This window comes from Thioalkalivibrio sp. ALE11, assembly GCF_000381205.1.
Lineage (GTDB): Bacteria > Pseudomonadota > Gammaproteobacteria > Ectothiorhodospirales > Ectothiorhodospiraceae > Thioalkalivibrio.
The window spans coordinates 190,422-215,431 of the sequence record NZ_KB906168.1 but is presented as its reverse complement, the minus strand read 5'-3'; the positions used below and the strand labels follow the sequence as shown (position 1 = coordinate 215,431).

Genomic DNA, 25,010 nt, shown 5'->3' with positions numbered 1-25,010 from the left:
CGAGGAAGTCCTCCCGCCACTGGCTGATCCGAGCCGCCGTGACCCCGTACTCCCGGCTCAGGGCCTCGAGGTCCTCCCCGCGCAGCAGGCGCAGGACCACCTCCGTCTTGCGCTTGGAGGAGAACCGGCCCTTATCCCGCTTGCCGTTGTTCTGGTTGCTCTTGGCCTTCTTGCTGCTCATCTGACACCTCCGTCTTGGTCCAGGTGGGGGCAGTCAAAGGCTCAGGGCGCCCTGACTATACCCCCGGGGGAGGTGTCCAGGCCAAACGGGGTGCGGAGGACCAGCGGCCAGGCGGACAGCGTGAAACAGCGCCGGCGTGAGCAGCGCATGGATCGGATCGAGCGCATCTTCCGCGACTACCAGAGCTGGCTGGAGGACACCCAGATGATCGAAAAGACCCCTTACATCCAGGTCATCGCCGCGTTCACCGGCCGTGGCGCCTGAACGCGCACCCGCCAGCGGAGCCCCGGATGAAAGCTGATTGCAGAGCAAACCTCATGAAGCGCCGCGGCAATGCTGCCCCCGGGCGGACGGCCAATGGGGCTATTGGACCCGCGTTTACATATAAGTAAACTTCATGGAAGAGTATCGCGGAGCCAAACTGACCATACGTTACTGCGAGCAGCCGCCGGCGGACTCGGAGGGCGATCCCTGGATGCCGCCAAGCCTGCGGGAAGCACTTGGCTCCATCCAGGCGGGCAAGCACGCCACCTGCATGTCCCAGCTCGCCGCGCGCCGGTAGCGTCTGGCGAACACGGGGCGTCTCCGCTCTCCGGATCACTGGAATACGGAGGCAAGGCTGCCCAACGGCAGTCGGTTCTACGCGATCAAGGTGGGCAAGCTGCGGGCCTATGGCTGGTTTTCGACCCGATACAAGGGCGTTTTCTACATCAGCCACTTCGCCTTCAAGAAGGGGCAGAAGCTTTCATCACAGGACGAGCAGCGCGTGATTAACAACTGGCGACGGATCGAGGAGCAGAACCCATGACCGATTTTCTGGATCGCTGGGCCGCAGAAAGCCCGGAGCATGCCCGGCTGGTAGCCGAGGAACGCCTCATCACCCAGGCCACCGAAGCCATTTGGGAGGAGATGGAAAGAGCCGGGATCAGCAAGACGGAGCTGGCGGCTCGCATGGGGAAGAGCAAGGGGTTCGTCTCCCAGATTCTGAACGGATCCCGGAACATGACGCTGCGCACGCTGGCCGACATCGGTTTCGCGCTGGGCCGGGAAGCGGATGTCCGCCTTGCGGCGTCCCCGTCGGACGGCTGGACCTCCGACTCGGCTGAAAGGATGCCCATCGGCCGTCCGAAGGTTCGTTACCAGCGCACCGCCAATGTTTTCACGCCCGTGGATCACTGGCATACGGCGGCCTGAATCATGGACAAGTCCCTGATCGAGACCGCGACGCGGGCACTGACCATCGATGCGGTGTATCTGCGCGAAAGCACCATCCGCTGCAGCGACCGTTTGCTCCCTCCGTATCCCGAAGCGGGTCTGGACCTGGTGCCCCAGTATCGCGGCACGCCCGGCGGCAAGATTGAAATCCTGACCGTTGCGGACGAAGAGGGCGATCAGCAGCGCAGGGTTGCCGTGTGTCATTTCCAGGTCGGGGTGCGTCTGGTGGATAACGGTAATGTGGCAGACGCTGAAGAGGACTCCGTCCGGCTGGAGATCGGGGCCGATTTCACCGCCCACTACCGTATTCGAGACGGGGTCGAGGACGAAACCCTGCGCCCCGCGCTCGAAGAGTTCGTCCGCTACAACGTGGGGTACCACATCTGGCCCTATTGGCGGGAGTACGTGCAGAGCACCTGCGCCCGCATGGGCATTCCGCCCATTCCCGTCCCGATGTATCTCCTCAAGGATGCCGACCACGGCGACGCATCCGAACAGGGCTGAACGCGGACGGCGCGCCCTCCGCACGATGGTGCGCGCGCCCCGAACCATCCAAGCGGAAAGGAAGCACGCACGCCATGAGCTGGGCCGGCATCAGTAACGAAAACGAGTTCTACTCCGAGCACTACCTCAGCGAGGTGTTCCACGGCGACATCAAGGCCTTCATTGAGCGCTGGAACGCAGCCGAGCAGGCCGCGCGCGAGGCGCATGACCCGGTGCCGGACGACCGGCTGGCGCCCTGGAACCGGCTCGGCCGCATCGCCCACGAGTACCTGCGCGCGCAGTCCGCGCTGGAGCGCGACCGCGACCCCGAGCGCCGCGTGCAGCCCAGCGTGAGCAGGTGCGCGAACTGCTGAGCGTGTTCGGCTTTGAGTACCACGCCCGGCGCCTGCCGGCCGGCGAGGACGTGGAGATCCCGGTGCTTGCCGAATACACCGGCGCGGACGGCCATCCGCTGCTGTGGGTGGTGCAGGCCATCCCGCTGGACGACCCCGAGAGCGATCCGCTGGAGGTGCCGCTGCACGCCGAGCAGTTCCGCTCCCTGTCGGCCGCGCCGGTGCCCCGCGCGCTGCACGACGGCGAGGGCGAGCATGCCCTGATCGACTGGCAGACCGCGCTGTCGCGTCACATCCTCGCCCAGCCGCATCCGCCGCGCTGGGTGATCCTGGCCAGCCCGCGCCAGTGGCTGCTGATCGACCGCACAAAGTACGCCCGCAGCCGCCTGCTGCGCTTCGACTGGGTGGAGCTGTTCTCCCGCCGCGAGACCGACGCCCTGCGCGCCACCAGCGTGCTGCTGCACCGCGAATCGCTCACCGACCACGACGGCCAGTCCCTGCTCGACCAGCTCGAGGACAACGCCCACAAGCACGCCTACGGCGTCTCGGAGGACCTCAAGTACGCCCTGCGCGAGGCCATCGAACTGCTGGGCAACGAGGCCGCCGCCCAACTGGAGGCGCGCGCCCAGCAGCACAAGAAGAGCATCTACCAGGGCGAGGAACGCCTGGACCCGGAACAGCTCTCGCTGGAATGCCTGCGCTACATGTACCGCCTGCTGTTCCTGTTCTACATCGAGGCCCGGCCCGAACTCGGCTACGCCCCGATGAACGCCCCCAGCTACCTCGGCGGCTACAGCCTGGAACGCCTGCGCGACCTGGAGATGGTCCCGCTCACCCGGCCGGACGAACAGAACGGCCGCTACCTGCACGACAGCCTCAACATGCTGTTCGCGCTGGTGCACCACGGCTCCGAGAACGACGAGGCCGACCACCGCGCCGCCCAGCCCGGCCTCGATCTGGAGGGCCAGGCCCCGGAGCCCACCGGGCAGCACGACGCCACCGCCAGCCGCTTCCGCATGGCGCGGCTGCAGTCGCACCTGTTCGATCCCGAACGCACCCCGCTGCTCAACCGGGTGGTGTTCACCAACCAGACCCTGCAGCGCGTCATCCAGCTCATGTCGCTGTCGCGCGAGGGCGGCGGCGGGCGCGGGCAGGGCCGCCGGCGCCGGGGCCGCATCTCCTATGCGCGTCTGGGCATCAACCAGCTCGGCGCGGTGTACGAGGCCCTGCTGTCCTACCGCGGCTTCTTCGCCCGCGAGGACCTCTATGAGGTCAAGAAGAAGGACGCCAAGTCCAACCCCGGCCCGCTGGAAACCGGCTACTTCGTCACCGCCGAGGCGCTGGAGGACTACGACGAAGAAGAGCGCGTATACGACCGCGACGAACTCGGCCAGCGCGTGCTGCGCCGCCACCCGCGCGGCAAGTTCCTCTACCGCCTGGCCGGGCGCGACCGTGAGAAATCCGCCTCCTACTACACCCCCGAGGTGCTCACCCGCTCGCTGGTCAAATACGCCCTGCGCGAACTGCGCTGCGAACAGCTCGACCCGCTGCCGGACGACGCCGCCCGCGCCGAACGCATCCTGCGCCTCACCCTTTGCGAGCCCGCCATGGGCTCCGCCGCGTTCATCAACGAGGCCATCGACCAGCTCGCCGACCTCTACCTGGAATACGCCCAGAGCGCCCGCGACGAACGCATCCCCCAGGCCGACTACGCGCGCGAAAAACAGCGGGTGAAGATGTACCTGGCCGACCACAACGTGTTCGGCGTGGACATGAACCCCGTGGCCGTGGAGCTGGTCGAGGTCTCCCTGTGGCTCGCCGCCCTGGCCGAAACCGACGCCGACCACCCCCATGTTCCCTGGTTCGGTCTTCAGCTGCGCACCGGCAACTCCCTGATCGGCGCTCGCCGCGAAAGCTGGCCCGCCCACCGCCTCACCTGCGGCGCCAACGCCCCCGAACGCTGGACCCGCCACGCCCCGGAGCACCGCCCGCTGGACCCGGAGCAGGGCACCGCCCTGCCCGAAGGCCACGTGTGGCACTTCCTCGTGCCCGACCCCGGCATGGCCCACTACAACGACAAGACGGTCAAGAAGCGCGAACCCGACGCCATCAAGGTCATCGACGCCTGGCGCCGCGCCTTCAACAAGCCCTTCGACCGCGAAGACGCCGAACGCCTGCAAGTCTTGTCCCGCCGCATCGACGAACTTTGGCACCAGCACGCCCGCGAGCTGGCCGACCTTCGCCAGCGCACCACCGACCCCTGGGACATCTTCGGCCAGCCCGCCCGTGGCCAGCGCTCCAGCATCGACTACAAGGACCGCGCCCTGGCCGGCGAGCTCTACGCCGAATACCAGAAAAACGCCTCCGCCTACCGCCGCCTGCGCCTCGCCATGGACTACTGGTGCGCCCTGTGGTTCTGGCCCATCGGCGAACACGCCGACCTGCCCGACCGCGAGGATTTCCTGTTCGAGCTCGAGAGTTTGTTGCTCGGGGACATTATCCCGGTCGGAAAGCCTTACGAGACCGAAGACCTCTTCGCCCCCACCCAGAACCCCGACGCCGGCCGCCGTTTCATCGACCGCTTTGGGGTCGTGGACCTCAAACGCCTGTTCGGCCAGTTTCCTCGCCTTGAGAAGGCGCAAGACATTGCCGAGGCACGGCGCGTCTTCCACTGGGAACTGGAGTTCGCCGACTGGTGGCCAGTTCGGGGCATGGACCGTGCCGTCCAGTGTGATGTGCCCGGGTGCCCGTACCCATGACGGACCGGGTGCGAACGGGGTATCGTCCGGGATCGGATGCCAAGGGGACCCGCATGACCGAAATCGCTGCCCGACTGCGAAATGTCCGCGACAGTCTCGCCCGTCTCGAGGCCCTGGCGCGTGATGACCAGGCTGCCGCCCAACGTCTCGCGGCCGAGTTGACCCGCGATCTCAATCAGGCCATTGAGGCGGCCGCCGAGTTCGAAGGCCGCCAGGGCACGGGGGAATCCGAGGAGCCGCGGCCGCCGCGCGACCCGATCGAGAAATGTCCCCGCTGCACCCTGCGCGGGTTCACGTTTCAGGAAGGCACCATCCGCGAGAGCGCGACGCGAGCGGGGCACTACGAGGCGCTTTACCACTGCATGAGCTGCGGCTACGAGGCGTGGCGGCCGCTCTGAGTCCGGCCCCTCGGGTTCATCGCCCTCCGGGACCGTCCCGCGCGACCGCACGCCACTCGACGGGATCGCCGACCCGCAGGGTCCCGGCCTCCAGCGGGCGCAGGCAGATGCCGCTGTCGTGGCGCAGGGCGGCCGCGAGGTTGTAGCCGACGACCTGATTGAGCCAGCCGCAGGGCGGCCGGGGGCGTTCGATCACGAAGCGCGTTTCGCCGATCCGCAGCTCGCCCTCGCGCGGGCTGCGTCCCAGACCCGAGACCACCAGATTGCGACGGTGTTCGCCGGGCGCAGGCTCGGCGGGCTGGCGCAGGCGCCGGGCGCGGCGTCCGGCCCGTTCGAATTCCTCCGCGCAGATCAGGGTGACACGGCAGGCCTCGACCGTGTGCCAGTGCCCGCGACCGTGCCGGTAGCGATCCCCCTGCAGGCCCGTAGGGTCGACTTCGATGCGCTCGCATGCAGTCATCGGTGCGCCGGCGTGTTCCGCGATCCAGATGGCCTCCAGCTTGCCGGTCGCGGTGCGGCGGCGGAAGAGGGGGAACATGGTTCAGACTTTCCCGTACACCGCCGGATTTCTCCGGCGGCAGGATGACAGCGCCGGGCGCACTATTCTTCTTCGTCCGCGTCTTCCTCGCCGCTGGGGGTGATGGTCCGTCCCAGGGCGGCGGCGGTGCTGCCGGTCGCCTTGACGGTGCCGGTGGTGACGCTGACGGCGGCACTGGTGGCCGAGCTGGCCACGCTGACGGCCGCGCAGCCACTGGCCAGTGGCAGGACGATGGCGACGAGGAGCAACGGGCGCGCGCAGTGATGCATTCGCATGGGAGGGGCCTTGCGGGGTGGACAGGGCCACAGTCTGGCCGGAACACCCGTACCTTGAAAAGTACGCGGCCGCGGCGCGGGTCTCATCAACGGCGTCGGCAGACCAGGAAGACTTCTTCGACGCCGTCGGTGGCGACCATGCCGGAATGGAGTTTCAGCGGTTTCTGCAGGCGCAGGCCCAGGGGCATGAGGAAGCGGTTATAGACCTTCATGGCCACGGGCCGGTGCCGCTCGAGGAACCACATGCCCAGGTCGTTCAGCCGCGAGGAGCGGGGTTTCATGCCGAAGATCGCGCTTTGTTCCACCTCGAGCCCGTGGTGGTCGAGCAGGTCCATGAGGTGGTCGGGTTCATAGCGGCGATAGTGGCCGACGATGTCGTCGAACGGCGTCCAGTATTCCGGGTGGAGCGGGGTGGAGAGCAGGACCTGCGCACCGGGTTCGGCCACGCGGGTGATCTCCGCCAGTGCGGCCTCGTCGTCCTCGACGTGTTCGATGATGTCCAGGGCGCTTACCAGACCGAAGCTGTCGTCGGCGTGCGGCAGCTCGGAGACCGGTGCGGTATGGGTGATGCCGCCCTCGGCGGCGAGGGTGTCCAGCGCCGGCGGGCTGATGTCGACGAAGTGGGTGTTCTCGATGGGCAGTCGCGGGCGCATGCCGGGTCCGACCTCGAGTCGCCGGTCGTGACTCCGGGCCAGGCCGGAAACCAGGCCCCAGGTGTTGAAGCGTTCGGGGCGGACCAGCCGGCTGTCCGCCCATAGCTGGTCGTAGAACCGCTGGTTGACGTCGCTGACCTCCGCTGACGGAGGGGCGGCTGGATCGTGCGTCATGGGGAGGGCCGGTGTTGAGCGTGGGGCCCAGTGTAGTCGCCCGGGCCGGGGGATGCAGGTGGCGGTTCCGGGTGCTACTGGCAAAAAGGGTAATGCGTCACGTTCTCAGTGCTGCGGCGTGTCCGGCCCGGCAAGCACGGCGACCGCTTCCGCGGGCAGCCGGAGCCCGGTGGGATCCAGGCGGATGTCCGGCTCGGAACGCAGGTGCAGGGACAGGTGCGAGGCCTCCGGTGGCAGGGTGAGGGTCTGCGGCCGGGCGGCGAGGTTGCAGGCCACCACCAGATCCGGACGCAGAAGCAGGAGCCAGCGGCGGGATTCGTCGAATTCCACGCGCATGCGGTCGAGACGGTCCTCGGCGAGGGCGGCTCGGGAATGGCGCAGCCGTATCAGGGCACGGTGCCACTCGAGGAGGTCCGCATGGGGTGCCTGCAGCGGTTCATCCCAGTCGAGCCGCGAGCGCTCGAAGGTTTCGGTGGCCTGCGGGTCCGGGATGCGCGCGGGATCGTGGCCGAACCCGGCGAATTCCTCGCGGCGCCCCTGACACACCGCCGCGGCCAGATCCGCGTCGCGGTGGTCGGTGAAGTACAAAAACGGCGTGGACGCGGCCCATTCCTCGCCCTGGAACAGCAGGGGGATGAACGGCGAGGTCAGCACCAGTGCGGCCCCGACCTTGAGGAGCCCCGGCGACAGGAGATGGCTGCTGCGTTCGCCGGTGGCCCGGTTGCCGATCTGGTCGTGGTTCTGCAGGCAGCCGACGAAACGTCGCCCCGGCACGTCACTGGCCGGCCGGCCGTGCGCCCGCCGGCGGTAGCGGGAGTAGCGTCCGTCCAGGGCGAAGCCGCGGGTGAGCACGCGGGCAAAGTGCTCAAGTCGGCCGAAATCCGCGAAATAGCCCTGCGATTCGCCGGTCAGCAGGGCGTGCAGGGCATGGTGAAAGTCCTCGTTCCACTGCGCATCCAGGCCGTAGCCGCCGACCTCGACCGGCCGGATCAGGCGCGGATCGTTCGCATCGCTTTCGGCGATCAGCACCACCGGTCGGGCGATCTGCGTCTCCAGACGCCGAACCTCGTCGGCGAGGGCCTCCATCAGATGGATGGGGGAGGTGTCGACGATGGCATGGACCGCGTCCAGGCGCAGGCCGTCGAAGTGATAGTCGCGCAGCCACATAAGGGCGTTGTCGAGGATAAAGCGCCGCACCTCGTCGCTGTCGGGGCCGTCGAGGTTGACGGCATCGCCCCAGGGCGTGCTGTAGGTGTCGGTGAAATAGGGACCGAACTGACCGAGATAATTGCCGTCCGGACCCGGGTGGTTGTACACGACATCCAGGAGCACGGCGAGGCCGCGCCGGTGGCAGGCGTCCACCAGGCGCTTCAGGCCGTCCGGGCCGCCCAGGGCGTGATGCGGGGCGAACAGGCTGGTCCCGTCGTAGCCCCAGCCGCGGTCGCCGGGAAACTCGGCCACCGGCATCAGCTCGATGTGGGTGATGCCCAGCCGGACGAGGTGGTCCAGACGGTCGATCACCGCATCGAAGGTGCCGGCCGGCGTGAAGGTCCCCACGTGGATCTCCATGATGACCGCGGAGGCCAGCGGCGGGGCGCGCCATCCGGCATCGCTCCAGTGGAACCGGGAATGCTCCAGCCAGCGCGACGGCCCGTGGACGCCCTGTGGCTGCCAGGGTGAACGCGGGTCGGGGAAGGGGCCGTGATCGTCGACCCGGAAGGCGTAGTCCACGCCGTGCGTCAGGGCGGGCGCGTCCACCGCCCACCAGCCACCCTCGCGGCGCGCCATCGGGAACCGTTCGCCGGCGCATTCCAGCGTGACGTGGGCGGCGTGCGGGGCCCAGACCGTCACCCGCGTCACTGTGGCTCCCCCACCCGCTCGAGAAGGGCGACCGGGAACCCGGCCAGCAGAGCCGCGAGCGGGATATCCCCGCCTTCGAGGTCTTCCCCCGTGAGGACGTTCCGCCAGTGTCCCGGTGGCAGGGCAAATACGGTGTCCTGCCAGTCGTCGCTCAGCCCGAGCACCAGCCGGGGCACCAGGGTCAGCACCTGGTCGCCGCGCAAAAAGGCTACGGCGTGGTCGGCCCGGGGGCCCCGGGCGGCGACCGGCTGATAGCTGCCGTCGGCCCCGAACGCCCCGGGCCGGCGCCGACGCAGGGCCAGCGCCTCGCGCAGCAGCCACAGCTTCGGGAGGCCTTCATCGGCGCGCTCCAGGATCTCGGCGGGTGACAGCACGTCCAGTCGGGCCAGCTGCTCACGGCGTAGCCGAAAATCGACCGGCCGCCGGTTGTCGGGGTCCACCAGACTGAGGTCCCACAGCTCCGTCCCCTGGTAGGTGTCCGGTACCCCGGGTGCCGTGCACCGGATCAGGGTCTGCGCCAGGCTGTTGACCCGTCCAGGGCCCACCAGTGGCTGGACGAAGGCCTCGAGCGCCTCGACGAATGCCCGGTCCTCCAGCAGGCCGCGCGCGAAATCCAGCACGGCCCGTTCGTAGTCCGGATCCTGGCGGGTCCAGCGCGTGTGCTGCTTTGCCTCGCGGGCAGCCTTCTCCAGGTAGGCGCAGAGGCGTTCGGGATCGATCGGCCAGGCACCCACCAGGGTCTGGTAGATCAGATACTCCGTCGCGGCATCGGGGCCGCTGCTCGAGCGGTGGGGGGTGTTGCGTTCGCTCCATGCCGCCACGGCGCGGCCCCAGTCCTGCGGGATCTCCGACAACAGCAGCAGGCGGGCCCGCACGTCTTCGCTGCGCTTGGTGTCGTGGGTGGATGTGGCGAGCATGGCGTCCGGGTGCTGCTCCAGTGCCTCGCGACAGGCGCGATGGAAATCCGCGGGGGATACCCCGAACCGGTCCGGCGCGCCGCCCACCTCGTTGAGTGCCACGAGCCGATGAAACCGGTAAAAGGCGGTGTCCTCCACGCCCTTGGCCATCGCCGGGCCGGTGAGCTGCTGAAAGCGCAGGGCCAGTTCGGCCTCCTGTTCCCCTTCCACCTCCAGCGAGAGCAGGGCGCGCAGGAAGTCCAGGAGCTCGGCATCCAGCTCCGGGGCTTCGGCATGCGCCTGTTCGATGGCGCTGCGGATGCAGCGGGCATCGGCCTCGGTCAGGTCGGCGTCCCGCGCCAGGTAGGTGCGGTAGACGGGAAAGCGGGCGGCGACCTCCAGCAGCACGTGATGCAGCTGCTCGCGGGTGTAATCACGGTGGCGGCGATGGCGCTCGCAGATCAGCACGAACAGCGAGGTCAGCCGATGGAGCTCGCTGCCGAGAAGCTCGCGCAGGACCTGGCGCTTGCTCTCGACCACCACGGTGCCGAAATCCGCGGGCTCCCCGGTAAAGTTTTCGTACAGCGAGGTCATCGGGGGCTCCCCGGCGGGGTCCACGAACAGGCCCTGGACCCGGTTCAGAAAGTCGTAGCCCGTGGTCCCCGCGATCGGCCACTGTGGTGGCAGGCGCTCGCCGGGTTCCAGGATCTTCTCCGCCACGATCCAGGCCTCCGGGCAGACCTCGCGCAGGCGCCGGAAGTATTCTTCGGGGTCCCGCATCCCGTCGGGGTGGTCCACCCGCAGCCCGTCCACGGTGCCTTCGGCCGTCCAGCGCAGGGGCAGCTCGTGGATCGCGTCAAAGACCTCGCGCCGCTCCACGCGCAGCCCGGCCAGATCGTTGATGTCGAAGAAGCGGCGGTAGCCCAGATCCTCTGCGGCGGTGCGCCACCAGGCAAGCCGGTAGTTCTGTTCACCGATCAGGGCGTCCAGCGCATCGGGGCTGGCGTTGATGGCATCGACCTCGGCCTGCACGGCGGCCCGGGTCCCGGCGTTGTCGCGGCAGGTCTCGTCCAGCAGCCGGTGGATCACCTCCTGGTCGCGCCGGCGCCGTTCGGCCGGCTCGCCGCCGGTTACCCGCGGGCGTGGCAGGCGTGCGCAGGACTCGGCCAGAAAGCCGAGCAGCTCCGGGCCGCTGCGCCGGTAGACCCGCTGGAGCAGGTCATGCAGCGAGGAGGGGTCGACGGGGAAACGGTGTTCGTAATAGTGCAGCGTGAACCGGCCTTCGGCGAACCGCAGCTGCAGTTCGCCCGCCTCGAGGATGCGGCCGTAATGGTCGCCGAGTACCGGCAGCAATACCTTGTCGGGCCAGCGCTCTTCCGCGGCTGCCCAGTCGACGTCGAACCAGGGGGCGTGGCGGCTGGAGGGCCCGTTTTCGAGGACATCCCACCACCAGGGGTTCTGGTCGCCGGCGATCGCCATGTGATTGGGAACGATGTCCAGCACCTGTCCCATGCCGGCGCGGGCGAGGGCGACGTTCAGCCGCTGCCGCGCCGCCTCGCCGCCCAGTTCGGCATTCACGCGGCCCGGGTCGACGACATCGTAGCCATGGGTGCTGCCGGACACCGCCTGCAGGAACGGGGAGAGGTAGACATGGCTGATCCCCAGATCCGCCAGATACGGCACGACCGCGGCCGCGTCATCCAGGGTGAACCCCGGATGCAGCTGGAGACGGTAGGTTGCGACGGGTCGAGCGCTCACCCCTCTCTCATAGCACGAAAACGCCACCACCGGAACGCCCGGCCGGCCCGGGTGCGGGTCAGGTCCGGCCCAGGTTGATGCCGGTGGAGATCAGCCCGACGTGACTGAACGCCTGCGGGAAGTTGCCGAGAAAGGCCCCGCTGGCGGGGTCGATCTGCTCCGGCAGCAGGCCCAGCGGGCTGGCCCGGGCGCACAGTGAGTCGAAGAGCTCCATCGCCGCGTCCCGTTCGCCCTGGGCCAGAAGGTTGTCGGCCAGCCAGAAGCTGCACAGCAGGAAGGCACCCTCGTGGCCGGCCAGTCCGTCGGGGGATTCATCGGGAAGGTAGCGGAACAGCAGTCCGTCGCCGGCGCCCAGCCGACGCACCACCGCGCGAGTGGTGGCGATCATGCGCGGATGGTCGGCGGGAATCACCCGCCGCAGGGGCAGGGCAAGCAGGCTGGCGTCGATCCCGCCGCCGCCGAGGTGTTCGGTCAGGGTCTGCTGCTGCGGGTCCCAGGCCTGCTCGAGGATGGCCGTGCGGATCCGCTCGCACTCTAGTTCCCAGCGTCGGGCATCGGACTCCATGCCCATGGACCGGGCCATGCGCGCCCCCCGGTCCAGTGCCACCGCGCACAGCGCCGCGGAATAGGTGAACGGGCGCCCCGGCGTACGCACCTCCCAGATCCCGTGGTCGGGCGTCTGCCATTCCCTCGCCGCCGCTTCCACGAGGCGCCGCAGCCGGTCCCATAGCGCGGGTTCGAGTGCGCCGCCGCGACGCACCCATTGCCAGGCGCAGTCCATGATCTCGCCGAACACGTCATGCTGGCGTTGCTCGGCGGCGGCATTGCCCCACCGTACCGGTGCGGACCCGCGGTAGCCCTCGAGTCCGGGGTCATGCCATTCCGGTGGCGGAGCGTGGCCGTCCACGTCATACAGCACGCGTGGCCGCCCGGCCCGGTCCACCGCATCGAGTACCCAGCCAAGAAAACCCTCGGCCTCGTGCCCCATGCCGATCTGGGCAAGCGCATAGACCGAGAAGGCCGCGTCGCGGATCCAGGCATAGCGGTAATCCCAGTTGCGCGGTCCCCCGATCGCCTCCGGCAGCGAGGAGGTGGGCGCGGCGATCATCGCGCCGGTCGCGGTGTAATCCATCATCTTCAGGGTGATTGCGGAGCGGCGGACCAGTGCCGTCTGCGGACCCTGGTAGCGGAACGAGCGCATCCAGTCGCGCCAGACCGCGATGGTGTCCGCGAGGAGTTCTTCCGGCGGGCGGGGATGGAAGCGGTGCCCCGCGGATTCCCAGCTGAGGATGAGGTGGTGGCGTTCGCCCGCGGACAGCTCGTGGGTGGTGTCCAGCCCGGCCAGCGGGAGCGAGGAGGTCAGGTGCGGCTCGAGCTCCGGGCGACGCTGCAGGCGCAGCTGCAGGCCCGCGGCATGCGGTCGGCACTCGGTGTCACCGCGCGGTTCCAGCCGGACCCGCAGGCGCACGCGCCCCTCCACCACCTCGATCATCCGCAGGAGTTCGCCGCGCCCGGCGGGGGCATCTTCGGACAGGTCGGCGCCGGCGCGGAAGGTCAGCGCGTCGGTCACGCGGACGCGTCCCTCCGGCCCCGAAAGGTCCGTGACGAGCACCCCGGTGTCCGGCTCGTAGCGCTGCGTGGCAGCGGTCAGGTTTTCCGGGGCTACCGTGAAGGAACCGCCGTTGCGATGGTCCAGCAGGCCGCAGAACAGGGCGTCGGAATCGAACCGCGGGACGCAGAGCCAGGAGATGGAGCCGTCGCGCCCCACCAGGGCCGCGGTGGTGCCGTCGCCGATCAGCCCGTGGTCCTCGATCGGGAGGTAGCCATCGCGCGGGTACGGGGGCAGCTCGGTGGCGTTCAACGGAACCCCCTGCAGTCTTGTCGTTAGCCAGAAGATTGGGGTTTCGTGACGAATCCTGTCAATGCGTATGATGGAAACCGCATTGCCCACCAAGTCGCGCGGGCGCCGTCCCGCCGGAGGCCAGCGGATGAGCGTTCAGACCGTCGACGAACTCCTCGCCTCGCGTTCCCCCGAGTCGGGTCGCGAGGCGGTGGTGGCCATGACCCGCGATGGCCACGAGACCACCGAGCGGGCCGAACTGCTCGAAAGGGCCGCGAGACTGGCGGCCGGGCTGCGCGCGGCGGGCCTGGAACGCGGGGACCGCGTGGTGCTGCTGGCCCCCAACAGCCCGGACTGGATCGTCTCGGCCCTGGGCGTGATGAACGCCGGCGGCAGCGTGGTGCCCCTGGATACGCAGATGCCGTCCGAGGATCTGCGCCACGCCCTGACGGATTCGGGCCCGCGCTTCGTCTTCACTACCTCGGGGCTGGAAGAACGGCTGGCGGATGCGCCCGGCGAATGGCAGGTCCGCCTGTTCGACGCTGGGTCGGATGCCCCGGATGCCCCGGATGCCCCGGATGCCTGGGCGAGCCTGCTGCAGGCCGAGCCCGCCGGGTCGATCGCGCAGGCCGGGGATGTGGCCGCGGTGTTCTACACCTCCGGCACCACCGGTCCGCCCAAGGGCGTGCCGCTGACCCACCGTAACCTGGCAAGCAACGTGGAGGCCCTGTGCGCCGAAGAGGTCGCGGACCATAAGGATCGAGTGCTGGTGCCGCTGCCGTTCCACCACGTGTATCCGTTCACGGTCGGCATCCTCGTGCCGCTGACCCTGGGGGCCTCCATCATCGTGCCGTTTTCGCTGGTCGGGCCGCAGATCGTGCGCGGCCTGCGCGATGGCGAGGCGACCGTGATGCTGGGCGTGCCCCGGCTCTACGAGGCCGTGTGGAAGGCGCTGCAGGATCGCGTGGCCGGCCGGGGGCGGGTAGCGGCGCTGCTGTTCCGCGCGATGCTGGGGCTGTCGAAACAGGCGCGCCAGCGCTTCGGTCTGCGCCTGGGTCGTCGTCTGTTCGGAAGTCTGCACCAGCGCCTGGCGCCGCGCCTGCGCATGGTGGTGGCCGGCGGCGCGGCGCTCGACCCCGCGCTGGGCCGCAACCTGCAGGCACTGGGCTGGGAGGTGGCGACGGGCTACGGCCTCAGCGAGACGTCGCCGATCCTGACCTACAACCCGCCGGAGCGGGTGCGTCTGGACGCCGCGGGGGTGGCGCTGCCGGGGGTCGAACTGGCCATCGACGACAGCGGCTCCGGCGATGGCCGGGGCGAGGTGATGGCCCGCGGGCCGAACGTATTCGCCGGCTATCTCAATCTCCCGGACAAGACCGCGAAGGTCCTGGACGCGGACGGCTGGTACCGTACCGGAGATACCGGCGAGATCGATGCGGCTGGATTCCTTTATCTGCACGGTCGGGAATCGGCCATGATCGTGCTCTCGGGTGGCGAGAACATCGATCCGGAACGCGTGGAGGGCGCGCTGCAGTCGGCCGAAGGGATCCGCGAGGCGGGCGTGCTGGAGCATGACGACCGGCTGGCGGTCGTGGCGGTGCCGGATGCAGGCCTGATGCGTGAGGCCGCCGGCGAAGAGCTCGAACGGCGGACCCGCGAGGCCGTCAACGAAGCGGCCAAGTCGCTGCCCACCCATCACCGCCCGGGCGTGGTGCGCGTCGCGCTCGATCCCCTGCCGCGCACGCGTCTGGGCAAGCTGCGCCGGCACAAGCTGGAAGAACTGTTCGAGGAGCTGGGGCGCGAGGACGCGGTCTCGCGCGCCCGCCCGGAGCCGGTGTCGCCGGAATCCATGGCCCCGGAGGACCAGCAGCTGCTGTCCGACCCGGGCGCCGAGCGCACCTGGAACTACCTCGCCAAGCGTTTCCACGACCGGCGTCTGACCCCGGACACCGGGCTGGCCGACGAACTGGGCATCGATTCGCTGAGCTGGGTCGACCTGACCCTGGCGCTGCAGGATCGCGCCGGGATCGATCTGGACGACACGGCGATCGAACGGGTCGAGACGGTGCGCGATCTGCTGCAGGAGGCGGCCGCCGCGGGCGTGGCCCGCGAGGGGCAGGCCGATCTGAAGGAACAGCTCGCGGATCCGGAGTCGCTGCTGGAGGCCGACCAGCAGACCGCCCTGGAACCGCCCGGTCCGCTGCGCCGCGCCGCGGGGATGGTGTTGCTGGCCGGCGCGCGGGTGCTCTCACGGCTGCTGATGCGCGTGGAGGTGCACGGTCAGCTTCCGGCCAGCGCCCCGTACGTGATCGCCCCGCGACATCTGAGCTTCGTCGATGCGCTCGCGCTGCTGCCGGCCCTGGACCGGCAGCGTCTCGAGTCGCTGTACTGGGCGGGACTGCAGGGCTACCTGTTCACCGGCCCGCTGTCGCGGGCCTTCAGCCGCACGGCGCGGATCCTGCCGGTGGACCCCGGGGCCGCACCGCGTCGCAGCCTGGCCCTTGCGGCGGCCAGTCTGCAGCGCGGTCACGGACTGATCTGGTTCCCCGAGGGCCAGCGCTCGCCGGACGGAAGCCTGCAGCCCCTGCGTCCCGGCATCGGGCTGGTGCTGGCCGCGCAGCCCGTCCCCGTCGTGCCCGTGTGGATCGAGGGCACGCGCGAGGTGATGGCCCCGGGGCAGCGTCTCCCGCGGCCGGGCAAGAAGGTGCGCATCGTGATCGGGGAGTCGGTGGATCCGACGACTGCCCGCGGGGATGAACGGGCGATCGTCCGCGACCTCCAGACGGCACTGGAGGAACTGGGGCAGAAATGACCCGGTTGCCGCATGCCGAATGCCGGAAATGATCGGCAAGGGTGCTCCGGGGATACTGGAACGATCTCGGGGTGTGTAAGGATCCGGGTCGCCGCATGGAGCGGCGCGGCCGTGCTCGGGAAGATTCTGGCATGCGTCTCGCTTGGCAAGGTTGCCCCGGCTCCGTTCATGCGGAGCGGGAAAACCTTTCGAGCAGGAGCACGCCATGATCAACAGTATCGGACCCAATCCGGCCACCATGGCCCAGACGGCGGGCATGAACGGACCGAATGGCGCCGGGAATCAGGGGCCCGCGGCCGCGGCCGGGCAGAACCCGGCGGGCCAGGCGAGCGGGCAGGCCGCCGGCATGGCCGCGGCGCAGCAGGCCCAACCGGCCCAGGCGGGCGCACAGGGCGGCATGCAGGCGGCGCAGCCGGCTCAGGCCGCAGCCAGCCCGGCCATGGGACAGGCCCAGCCCGCACAGAACGCCACCCAGGCGGCCGCTACCCAGAGCCCGGCGGCTTCGACCGGTTCCGCCGGCAATACCGGGAGCACTTCCGGAATTGGCGGCACCGAAGCGACGCAGTCCGCGGGCGAGATCGATACCGGACTGTCCGTCGATTCGGAGATGCAGGCGGGCGACTCCTCCACGGACACCGGCTCGGGCAACCCGGATAACGGCGCCGCGCAGGACGAACCGGGCGCCGAGGAAGAGATGGGCTCCACCTTCATGGCGGACGGCAGCCTGGCCAGCACGGGTCCGGACACCACCGGTTCCAGCGTCAACATCCAGGCCTGATCGACCCGCAGACCTGTCCGTTCCCGGAGTGGCCGGCGATTTGCTAGCCCCTCCGGCATGGACTGGCAAGGGACAGATCGAATAAGCGGGCGAGCCCGGCGGCGATGCCGTACGGCCGGGTACGGCCGGCGTGGCAATGTGCCACATGGGTCGCGCGGATCCGTGGCGTTTCGACACATCGCCCCGAACTTCGGGCTCGGGGCCGAAGTGGAAGGCGCGAGCCGGGTGGCCGCATGACCGTCGTCTCGGCATCGCGCCTGGAGGGCCTGGATCTGGCGCGTGCGCTGGCCGTGGCCGGCATGCTGTCGGCGCATGTGGGGCCGGTGGGCCTGGAGACGCTCGGCGGGCAGCTGTACGCGTTGCCTCAGGGTCGGGCGTCGGTGCTGTTCATGCTGCTGGCCGGGGTGAGCGTATCCTTCCTGGCCGCCTCGCGGCGTTCGCGACGTGGCGGGGCCGAGGCCCAGTTGCTGTGGCGGGCCGCGCTGCTCTTCCTGATCGGGCTGGGGCTGCAGGCCCTGGAGCCCGACGCCATCTACGTGATCCTGCCGGCCTACGCGGCACTGTTCGTGCTGGCGATCGCCATGCTGCGCATGCCGTCACCCGGACTGCTGGCCATCGCTGCATTGATGCTGGCCCTCGGTCCGGCGATCTTTCTGCACGGGCAGCTGACCAGCCCCGAGGTGTTCGACCGTTCGCCCGTGATGCCGGGGCTTGCCGCGGGCGAGATGCTGCACCGTCTGGTGCTGTCCGGCCCGTATCCGCTGGTGACCTGGATCGTTCCGTTTGCGGTCGGGATGTGGCTGGGCCGGCTCGATCTTCGCAGTACCGCCGTGCGCCGGCGTCTGGTCGTGGTCGGGGCGGTGGGGACGGCCGGAGTGCTGCTGGCCAGCGCCGGGCTGCAGCGGGCGCTGGGGGTGGATGCCGACGACTGGGGCTGGAACCGGCTGCTGGTCACGCAGCCCCACAGTCAGATGCTGTTGTGGCTGGCCGGCTCCGTGCTGACCGCCGGCGCGGTGCTGGGGCTGTGCCTGCTCCTCGCCGATCGGGCGCGCCGCTGGCTGTGGCCCCTGATCGCGTCCGGGCAGCTGGCGCTGACCTTCTACGTGACCCACCTGCTGGTGCTCTGGCTGCTGCGGGAAACCCTCGAGAGTTCGGGGCTGGACGACCACGTGATGGACTCCCCCGCGATCGCGACCGTGGTGACCCTGCTGGCGATGGCGGCCTTCGCCGCCTTCGCGGTCCTGTGGCGTTCACGGTTCCACCGCGGTCCCTTGGAGAGCCTGCTGTTTCTGCCGTGGATCGCAGGGCGGCAGGGCCGGGACCGGCCCCGCTGAACCGGCTTTGAGCCGTGTCGCCCCCTCCTTTTGGAGGGGGCGTTCTTTTGTGCATTGCGTGATCCTCTCAAGGGGAACATCGGGCCAATCAATGGCACTGAGAGGAGCGGACAATGTACGGAAAACTCTTGCGACGGGCCGTGGCCGGCGGTTTGCTGGCCGGTGCGTTCGGCGTGACGTCGCCGGTGGTGGCCGATGAGCATGTGAGCATCATGGTGTTCGATGCCTCGGGGTCCATGTGGGCGCGGATGGAAGACGACAAGTCGCGCATCGAGGTGGCGCGCGAGGTGGTCGACGAGTTCGCGGCCAGTCGCGAGGCAAGCATCCCCTTTGGCGTGGTCGCCTACGGACATACCCGCCGTGGCGACTGTGACGACATCGAGGCCGCGCTGCCGCTGGGTACCTACGAGGGTGACGAGATCGCGCGTGCGATCCACGATCTCAACCCGCAGGGCATGACGCCGTTGACCGACTCCATGGCCAGGGCCCGGGAGATGATCCCGCGCACCGCCGAGTCCGCGGACATCATCCTGGTGACCGATGGCCTGGAAAACTGCGGCGGCGATCCCTGTGCGCTGGCCGCCGAGATGGCGGAGGAGGGCATCGACCTGCGGGCCCATGTTGTCGGCTTTGCGCTCGAGGAGGAAGAGGTTCAGACCCTTTCCTGTGTGCCGGAGCAGACCGGTGGCCAGCTGTTCACCACGCAATCCGGCGAGGAACTCAGTGCCGCCCTGGACGAGATCGCGGTAGCGGAACCCGAGGCACTGCGCGTGCAGCTGCGCGCGCTCGACAAACGCAATCCCGAAGAGCACGTGCGTCGAGTGGACTGGGAGGTCGCCGACGAGGCGGGCGAGTCGATCTTTTCCGGGGAGTCGCGGGGCATCATCGACCTGGAGCTGATGCCCGGTGATTACACGGTCGAGGCCGAAGCAGAGGTCTTCGCCGGCGGGACCGAGTTCGAGATCACCCCGCAGACCGACGAGCCGGTCGACATCATGATGGCGAAGACGCAGGCCACGCTGGAGCTGAGCGCCGAGGACGCCGCAACCGGGGATGCCCTGGGCGGGGTCGACTGGGTCGCGCTGAACGTGGAGACCGAGGACGCGATCGAGGTCCGCAGCGAGGATGCCGATCCGCTGGAACTGCACCTGGAGCCCGGGGAATACCGCATCACCGCCGAACGCGGCGCGACGAGCGGTGATGCCCGCGAGACGGCGACCCTCGCGGAAGACCGGGAAGTGGTCGTGACGCTCGAGCAGACGCTGCCGGACGCCGAGATCCACGCCCCGGACACCGCCGGCGTCGGTTCCATGGTCGACGTCGGCTGGGACGGGCCCGGCGAGGATCGTGACTTCATCGTCGTGGTGGAGCCGGGCGCGCCCGAGGATGATACGGGCCATTCACGTCGCGCCAGCGACCGCGTGCAGGGCGAGGAGCAGGTAACCCTGCAGATGCCGGATGCCCTCGGGCCCCACGAGCTGCGTTACGTACATCGGGAAACGGGGGCGGTTCTGGCCACCCGGACCATCGAGCTGGAGCCGGTGGAGGCAACCGTTTCCGCATCCGAGGAGGTTTCGGCCGGGGCGCAGTTCGAGGTCGAGTGGGAAGGCCCGGTCAACCGGAACGACTACATCGCGATCGTGGAAGCCGGGGCCCCGGACGACGACACCGGGCATGGCCGGCGGGCCACTGCGCGGGTTTCGGAGGACGGCGAGCCGGTGACCCTCCAGGCCCCGGATGCGCTGGGCACCTACGAGGTGCGCTACGTGCTGCGCGAGAGTCGGCGGGTGCTGGCCTCGCAGGAGGTGACGCTGACCCCGGTGGAGGCGTCCGTCTCGCCACCCGAAGAGGTCCCGGCCGGGTCGCGGTTCGAGGTCGAATGGGAAGGTCCGGTCAACCGTAACGACTACATCGCGATCGTGGAAGCCGGGGCCCCGGACGACGACACCGGGCATGGCCGGCGGGCCACTGCGCGGGTTTCGGAGGACGGCGAACCGGTGACCCTCCAGGCACCGGATGCGCTGGGCACCTACGAGGTGCGCTATGTGCTGCGCGAGAGTCGTCGGGTGCTGGCCTCGCAGGAGGTGATGCTGACCCCGGTGGAGGCTTCCGTCTCCGCACCGGAGGAGGTCCCGGCCGGGGCCTATTTCGAGGTCGAGTGGGAAGGCCCGGTCAACCGGAACGACTACATCGCGATCGTGGCGGCGGGGGCGCCGGACGATGAAACCGGGCATTCCCGCCGCGCCACGAGCCGGGTTTCGGAGGACGGCGAGCCGGTGAAGATCCAGGCGCCGGATGCGCTCGGCACCCACGAGGTGCGCTACGTGCTGCGCGACAGTCGCCGGGTGCTGGCCTCGCAGGAGGTGACGCTGACTCCGGTCGAGGCGTCGCTGGAAGCGCCGGACACCGTGCTGCCGGGTGCCGATTTCGAAGTGCGGTGGGAGGGACCGGAGAATCGCAACGACTTCGTGGCCATCGTGGAGCCGGACGCGCCCGAGGGTGACAGCGGCGACAGCCGCAGCGCCAGCAGTCGTGTCTCCGGCGACACCGAGACCCTGACCGCGCCGGACGAGGAGGGCGAGTACGAGATCCGCTACGTGATCCGCGATTCCGGCCGGACCCTGGAGGACATTCCGATTACCGTCGGCGGTACCGATGTGACCCTTTCGGCCGAAGATTCCGTGGCCGCTCGGAGTACCGTGGAGGTGAGCTTCACCGGACCGGGGCGCTTCGAGGATCTGATCGAGATCGTCGAGGCCGGCGCGGACTCGGACGCCAGCGCGGTGCAGGACGCACGGGCCTCGCAGGGCAGTCCGGTGCAGCTGTTCGCGCCTTCCAGTGCGGGCAGCTACGAGATCCGCTACCGCGCTTCCGACAGCGGTGAGGTGCTCGAGAGCATCCCGCTGGAGGTGGAATAGGAGCCGGGGGCTCAGGCCTTCACCAGGGGCAGGCGCCCCTGGTCGACCCGGCGCAGGCCGTACACTAGGTCAGCGACGGACGAGACCGGTGCCATGTTCGGACCGGGGAGCCGGACCGGGCGGAAGGATTCGCCCGTATGCCCCCGGCGGGTGCACAATATGGCCTGTTTCAGGCCTGCAGGACGCCCCGGGCGGCACCCCGTACATGGTGGATCATCGGCAATGACGGCTTTATCACCCGAAGCAGAGGTCCGGGCGGCGGTGGACCGGTATTTCGATCTCTACTTCCGCGAGCGCGACCTCGTTGCTACATGTGAGCTGCTGAGCCCCTCCATGCACGGCATCGGGACCGGTTCCGGCGAGATCTGCTTTACCCGGGAGGCGTCCGAGCAGCTCTACCGGCACGACATCGAGCAGGCGCCGAATCCGGTGGAATACTCCCTGCGGGATCTGCATGTGTCGTTTCCGGCGCAAGGGGTGGCGATTGCCAGCTGTGTGCTGGATCTGCACACGATCATTGCGCGTCAGGCCGTGCGCTTCAATGGAGTGCGACACAGCCTGGTGTGGAGCCGGGACGATGACGTCTGGCGCCTGGAGCACATCCACGTGTCCTTCCCCGGCGTCGAGCACGGGGACGATGAAGCCTACCCGGTCAAGGAGCTGGAAGACCGCAATTCGGTGCTGGAGCGAAGGGTGGACGAGCGCACGGCCGAGCTCCATGAGGCGCTGGAACGGATTGATCGTCTCGCTCGCACCGATTCGCTGACCGGCCTGGCCAACCGTCGCAGCATCGATGAAACCCTGCAACGGGCCCTTGCGCAGACGGGTGGCGGGGCCTCGACGCTGGCCGTGATTCTGCTGGATCTGGATCGGTTCAAGCGGATCAACGACGTGCACGGTCACCTTGAGGGAGACCGGATCCTGAAGGCGCTGTCCGGCATCCTGGCGCGGGCTGTCGAGGGCGCGGGTCACGTCGGGCGCTGGGGCGGCGAGGAGTTTGTCATCATCGTGCATCACATGAATCTGGCGGGCGCCTCGCGGCTTGCGGAGAGCATCCGTGGCGAGATCCACGGCCTGCGTGATCCCGACGGGGTCTCCGTGACCGGCAGTCTGGGCGTGGTGGAGGCTCGTGCCGGGGATACTCATGAAACCCTGATGGCGCGTGCGGACCTGGCCCTGTATGCCGCCAAGGCCGGCGGACGCGATCGCGTGGAGCGCGGTTGACCCCCACGGCTCTCGCGTTTCGTGTATAGTGCGCAACTGACCGTGTGGTCATTCCTTTTCGCCGGGCCCGGGGCACGCCAGTGCCGTCGCTGTTTCCGGCCCGTGTGAGTACTGTGTGATGTCTGAATCCCCCTCTTTTGACCAGCTCGGGCTGTCCGAGTCGCTGGTCCGTGCCCTGTCGAACCTGGGCTTTGCCACCCCCACCGCGGTCCAGGCCGCCTGCATTCCCGCCCTGCTGGGTGGTCGCGACGTGCTGGGCGAGGCCCAGACCGGCACCGGCAAGACCGGCGCGTTCGGCCTGCCGCTGGTGGATGGCGTGGACGCGGCCCTGAAGGCGCCGCAGGCGCTGGTGCTGGCCCCCACCCGCGAGCTGGCCGGCCAGGTGGCCGATGCCCTGAGCGGTTTCGCGGCGGGTCTGGACGGCATCGAGATCCTGCCGGTCTACGGCGGCCAGCCGATGGGTCAGCAGCTGCGTGCCCTGCGCGACGGGGCCCAGGTGGTGGTCGGCACGCCCGGCCGCGTGGCGGATCACGTTCGCCGCGGAAGCCTCGACCTGTCCAGCCTGCGCATGGTGGTGCTGGACGAGGCCGACGAGATGCTGCGCATGGGCTTCGTCGAGGAGATCGAGTGGCTGCTGGAGCAGACCCCGGCGGAGCGCCAGACCACGCTGTTCTCCGCGACCATGCCGGCGCCGATCCGTCGGATCGCGCACCGCCACATGCGCGAGCCGGAAGAGATCCGTGTGGGTGCGGGCAACGAGGCCGGCGTCGACATCGACCAGAGCTACTGCCTGGTCGATCAGCGCAACAAGCTCGAGGCCCTGACCCGCCTGATGGAGACCGAGCCGGATCTGGACGCCGCGGTGGTCTTTGCCCGCACCAAGGCGGCGACGGTCGAGATCGCCGACCGGCTGGGCGCCGCCGGCGTGGCGGCGTCGGCGCTGAACGGCGACATGGAGCAGGGCGAGCGCGAGCGCGTGGTCGCCAATTTGCGCGACGGTCGTCTGGACGTGATCGTGGCCACCGACGTGGCCGCGCGCGGGATCGACGTCCCGCGCATCAGCCACGTGTTCAACTTTGATGCCCCGGGCGATGCCGAGGTCTACGTGCATCGCATCGGGCGAACCGGCCGCGCCGGGCGCAAGGGCCGGGCGATCCTGTTCCTGGAACCGCGCAAGCGGCGCATGCTGAAAGACATCGAGCGTCTGACCGGCAAGTCCGTGCGTGAACAGGCGGTGCCCGACCGTGAGGCGGTGCGGGCACGGCGCGAGGATCGGTTCGCCGAACGCGTGCGGGCTGCCGTGGCGGATGACGCCGGGGGCCGTCACGCGGCCCTGGTGGAACGCCTGCTGGCCGACGGCGAGACCTCGCCGCAGGATCTGGCCGGCGCCCTGGTGGCGCTGGCCACCGAGGGCTCCCCGCTGGATGCCTCCGCCACCGCCGGTGCGGACCCGCTGGCCGGTGCGGCCCGTGCCGGTCGCGACGACCGCTCCGGTGGCCGTGACAAGGGCGAGCGCAACAACAAGCGTCGTGAAGGCGGGCGTCAGGGCGATCGTGATGCGGGTCCCGAATCCGGCATGGTGCGCTACTACATGCCCGTGGGTCGTACCCACGGCGTGGCGCCGGGCGCGATCGTCGGCGCGCTGGCGAACGAGGGCGGGCTCAAGGGCCGCGACATCGGCCGCATCGGCCTGCAGCAGGAGCACTCGCACGTGGATCTGCCGGAGAGCCTGGACGAGGGCGCGATCCGCAAGCTGGGCGGCATTCACGTCGCGAACCGTCGCCTCGGCCTGACGCTGGAGATCCCGGCGCCGCAGGGCCCGGGCCACGACGCTCCGGCGCGCAAGTCGAAGCCCGCATCCCGCAAGTCCGCCGGTGGCAAGCCGGCGACCGGCAAGCGCCCCGCGTATCAGGCGACGGGCAAGGGCCCCGGACGGGCTTCGGGCAAGGGCCAGAGCAAGAACAGTACCGGAACCCTGGGCATCCGCCGCAAGGCCGCCAACGGCTGATCGCAGAGGGGCGGCCGGGAGCCACTTCAGCTCTCGCAATGCTCGCAGACGGCGCCGGCGGAGGCGTCGTCCGGATATCCGCCCAGCCGCCGGCGGACCTCCTCCTCGTCCATCGCCCGGATGTCTTCGGCCAGGCGATCGAGGTGCGTGAGGATGGTCGCGGAGCACTGCTTGAGATGGGGCAGCAGCTCCCGAGCCCGGTCCAGCCGCCGGGTGTCGTCGAACCCGGTGGAACCGAACAGCCGTGCCAGTGGTGTCGGCTTTTCGGCCTGTTCCTCGAACAGGATGTTGAAGATCCGTCGGTAGGTGGCGTGGAGTTCGTCGTGTGGCGGTTCGATCCGGCAGTAGGAAGCCAGATCCGACAGGCCGCGCCCTTCGCCGTAGTACCACTGGCCGAACTTGCAGTCGGTGGGGGCGACCGGGACCTTGTCCTGGTCCAGCGGGATCCCTTCGATCAGTCCGTGGGCGTAGCTGACCCACATCTTGTGGCTCAGACGGGCGCGGTGGATCCGCTTGATCACGTCCGCTTTGGTCATGCTTGTCTCTCCGAGCG

The 25,010-nt window shown here is 69.4% G+C and carries 20 protein-coding genes and 1 pseudogene; 13 read left to right on the top strand and 8 right to left on the bottom strand.

Annotation, left to right across the window (positions count from 1 at the left end):
• A pseudogene (locus F620_RS14285) lies at positions 1 to 181 on the bottom strand (hypothetical protein); the annotation flags it as partial.
• A gap of 120 nt (positions 182 to 301) precedes the next feature.
• Here F620_RS14285 and F620_RS15115 point away from each other — a divergent pair.
• The 7 genes from F620_RS15115 to F620_RS0107810 all read left to right on the top strand — a co-directional run bounded on the left by F620_RS15115 (position 302) and on the right by F620_RS0107810 (position 5,389).
• Entirely contained in the window at positions 302 to 445 is a 144-nt protein-coding gene (locus tag F620_RS15115; protein ID WP_019570118.1) for a hypothetical protein, read from the top strand.
• 388 nt (positions 446 to 833) lie between these two features.
• On the top strand, positions 834 to 989 hold the full coding sequence (locus F620_RS15110; RefSeq protein WP_019570116.1) for a hypothetical protein: 156 nt from the start codon (positions 834 to 836) through the stop codon (positions 987 to 989).
• The gene (locus tag F620_RS0107825; protein ID WP_019570115.1) at positions 986 to 1,375 is read left to right on the top strand and encodes a helix-turn-helix transcriptional regulator; all 390 of its coding nucleotides are present in this window, start codon (positions 986 to 988) and stop codon (positions 1,373 to 1,375) included. The genes F620_RS15110 and F620_RS0107825 overlap by 4 nt, the downstream gene beginning before the upstream one ends.
• Before the next feature lie 3 nt (positions 1,376 to 1,378).
• The gene (locus F620_RS0107820) at positions 1,379 to 1,900 is read left to right on the top strand and encodes a hypothetical protein (protein WP_019570114.1); all 522 of its coding nucleotides are present in this window, start codon (positions 1,379 to 1,381) and stop codon (positions 1,898 to 1,900) included.
• Positions 1,901 to 1,974: 74 nt separating this feature from the next.
• Complete coding sequence (locus F620_RS15475) at positions 1,975 to 2,253, top strand: hypothetical protein (protein WP_231373881.1); 279 nt, start codon at positions 1,975 to 1,977, stop codon at positions 2,251 to 2,253.
• A complete protein-coding gene (locus tag F620_RS14280) occupies positions 2,238 to 4,991 on the top strand; it encodes a hypothetical protein (RefSeq protein WP_231373880.1) in 2,754 nt (917 codons plus the stop codon). The genes F620_RS15475 and F620_RS14280 overlap by 16 nt, the downstream gene beginning before the upstream one ends.
• A 53-nt stretch (positions 4,992 to 5,044) precedes the next feature.
• Positions 5,045 to 5,389, top strand: coding sequence for a hypothetical protein (locus F620_RS0107810; RefSeq protein ID WP_019570113.1), 345 nt, complete (start codon positions 5,045 to 5,047; stop codon positions 5,387 to 5,389).
• Between the two features lie 16 nt (positions 5,390 to 5,405).
• On the opposite strand, the gene F620_RS0107805 is transcribed toward F620_RS0107810, so the two are convergent.
• From F620_RS0107805 to F620_RS0107780, 6 genes are all read right to left on the bottom strand, one after another.
• On the bottom strand, positions 5,406 to 5,927 hold the full coding sequence (locus F620_RS0107805; RefSeq protein ID WP_019570112.1) for an MOSC domain-containing protein: 522 nt from the start codon (positions 5,925 to 5,927) through the stop codon (positions 5,406 to 5,408).
• Between the two features lie 62 nt (positions 5,928 to 5,989).
• Positions 5,990 to 6,196: a hypothetical protein gene (locus F620_RS0107800; RefSeq protein ID WP_026331357.1), complete on the bottom strand. Its 207-nt coding sequence runs from the start codon at positions 6,194 to 6,196 to the stop codon at positions 5,990 to 5,992.
• Positions 6,197 to 6,288: 92 nt separating this feature from the next.
• A complete protein-coding gene (locus F620_RS0107795; RefSeq protein WP_019570110.1) occupies positions 6,289 to 7,029 on the bottom strand; it encodes a bifunctional 2-polyprenyl-6-hydroxyphenol methylase/3-demethylubiquinol 3-O-methyltransferase UbiG in 741 nt (246 codons plus the stop codon).
• A gap of 105 nt (positions 7,030 to 7,134) precedes the next feature.
• On the bottom strand, positions 7,135 to 8,889 hold the full coding sequence (treZ, locus tag F620_RS0107790) for a malto-oligosyltrehalose trehalohydrolase (protein ID WP_019570109.1): 1,755 nt from the start codon (positions 8,887 to 8,889) through the stop codon (positions 7,135 to 7,137).
• Positions 8,886 to 11,543, bottom strand: a complete 2,658-nt coding sequence (gene treY / locus F620_RS0107785; RefSeq protein ID WP_019570108.1) for a malto-oligosyltrehalose synthase — start codon at positions 11,541 to 11,543, stop codon at positions 8,886 to 8,888. Before treY ends, treZ begins: the two co-directional genes overlap by 4 nt.
• 58 nt (positions 11,544 to 11,601) lie before the next feature.
• Entirely contained in the window at positions 11,602 to 13,404 is a 1,803-nt protein-coding gene (locus F620_RS0107780) for a glycoside hydrolase family 15 protein (protein ID WP_019570107.1), read from the bottom strand.
• Positions 13,405 to 13,531: 127 nt separating this feature from the next.
• Between F620_RS0107780 and F620_RS0107775 the strand changes: the two genes are divergently transcribed.
• The 6 genes from F620_RS0107775 to F620_RS0107750 all read left to right on the top strand — a co-directional run bounded on the left by F620_RS0107775 (position 13,532) and on the right by F620_RS0107750 (position 24,457).
• Positions 13,532 to 16,195: an AMP-binding protein gene (locus tag F620_RS0107775; RefSeq protein WP_019570106.1), complete on the top strand. Its 2,664-nt coding sequence runs from the start codon at positions 13,532 to 13,534 to the stop codon at positions 16,193 to 16,195.
• A 205-nt stretch (positions 16,196 to 16,400) separates the two neighbouring features.
• Positions 16,401 to 16,973: a hypothetical protein gene (locus F620_RS0107770; RefSeq protein ID WP_019570105.1), complete on the top strand. Its 573-nt coding sequence runs from the start codon at positions 16,401 to 16,403 to the stop codon at positions 16,971 to 16,973.
• A gap of 233 nt (positions 16,974 to 17,206) precedes the next feature.
• On the top strand, positions 17,207 to 18,307 hold the full coding sequence (locus F620_RS0107765) for an acyltransferase family protein (protein ID WP_019570104.1): 1,101 nt from the start codon (positions 17,207 to 17,209) through the stop codon (positions 18,305 to 18,307).
• A gap of 113 nt (positions 18,308 to 18,420) precedes the next feature.
• A complete protein-coding gene (locus tag F620_RS0107760; RefSeq protein ID WP_026331356.1) occupies positions 18,421 to 21,225 on the top strand; it encodes a VWA domain-containing protein in 2,805 nt (934 codons plus the stop codon).
• 222 nt (positions 21,226 to 21,447) lie between these two features.
• A complete protein-coding gene (locus F620_RS0107755; protein ID WP_026331355.1) occupies positions 21,448 to 22,449 on the top strand; it encodes a diguanylate cyclase domain-containing protein in 1,002 nt (333 codons plus the stop codon).
• Positions 22,450 to 22,567: 118 nt separating this feature from the next.
• The gene (locus F620_RS0107750; protein ID WP_019570101.1) at positions 22,568 to 24,457 is read left to right on the top strand and encodes a DEAD/DEAH box helicase; all 1,890 of its coding nucleotides are present in this window, start codon (positions 22,568 to 22,570) and stop codon (positions 24,455 to 24,457) included.
• A 26-nt stretch (positions 24,458 to 24,483) separates the two neighbouring features.
• Here the strand turns inward: F620_RS0107750 and F620_RS0107745 are convergent, their stop codons facing one another.
• Positions 24,484 to 24,993 (bottom strand): CZB domain-containing protein, encoded by a 510-nt coding sequence (locus tag F620_RS0107745; protein ID WP_019570100.1) that lies wholly within the window; start codon positions 24,991 to 24,993, stop codon positions 24,484 to 24,486.
• Positions 24,994 to 25,010 lie beyond the last annotated feature (17 nt).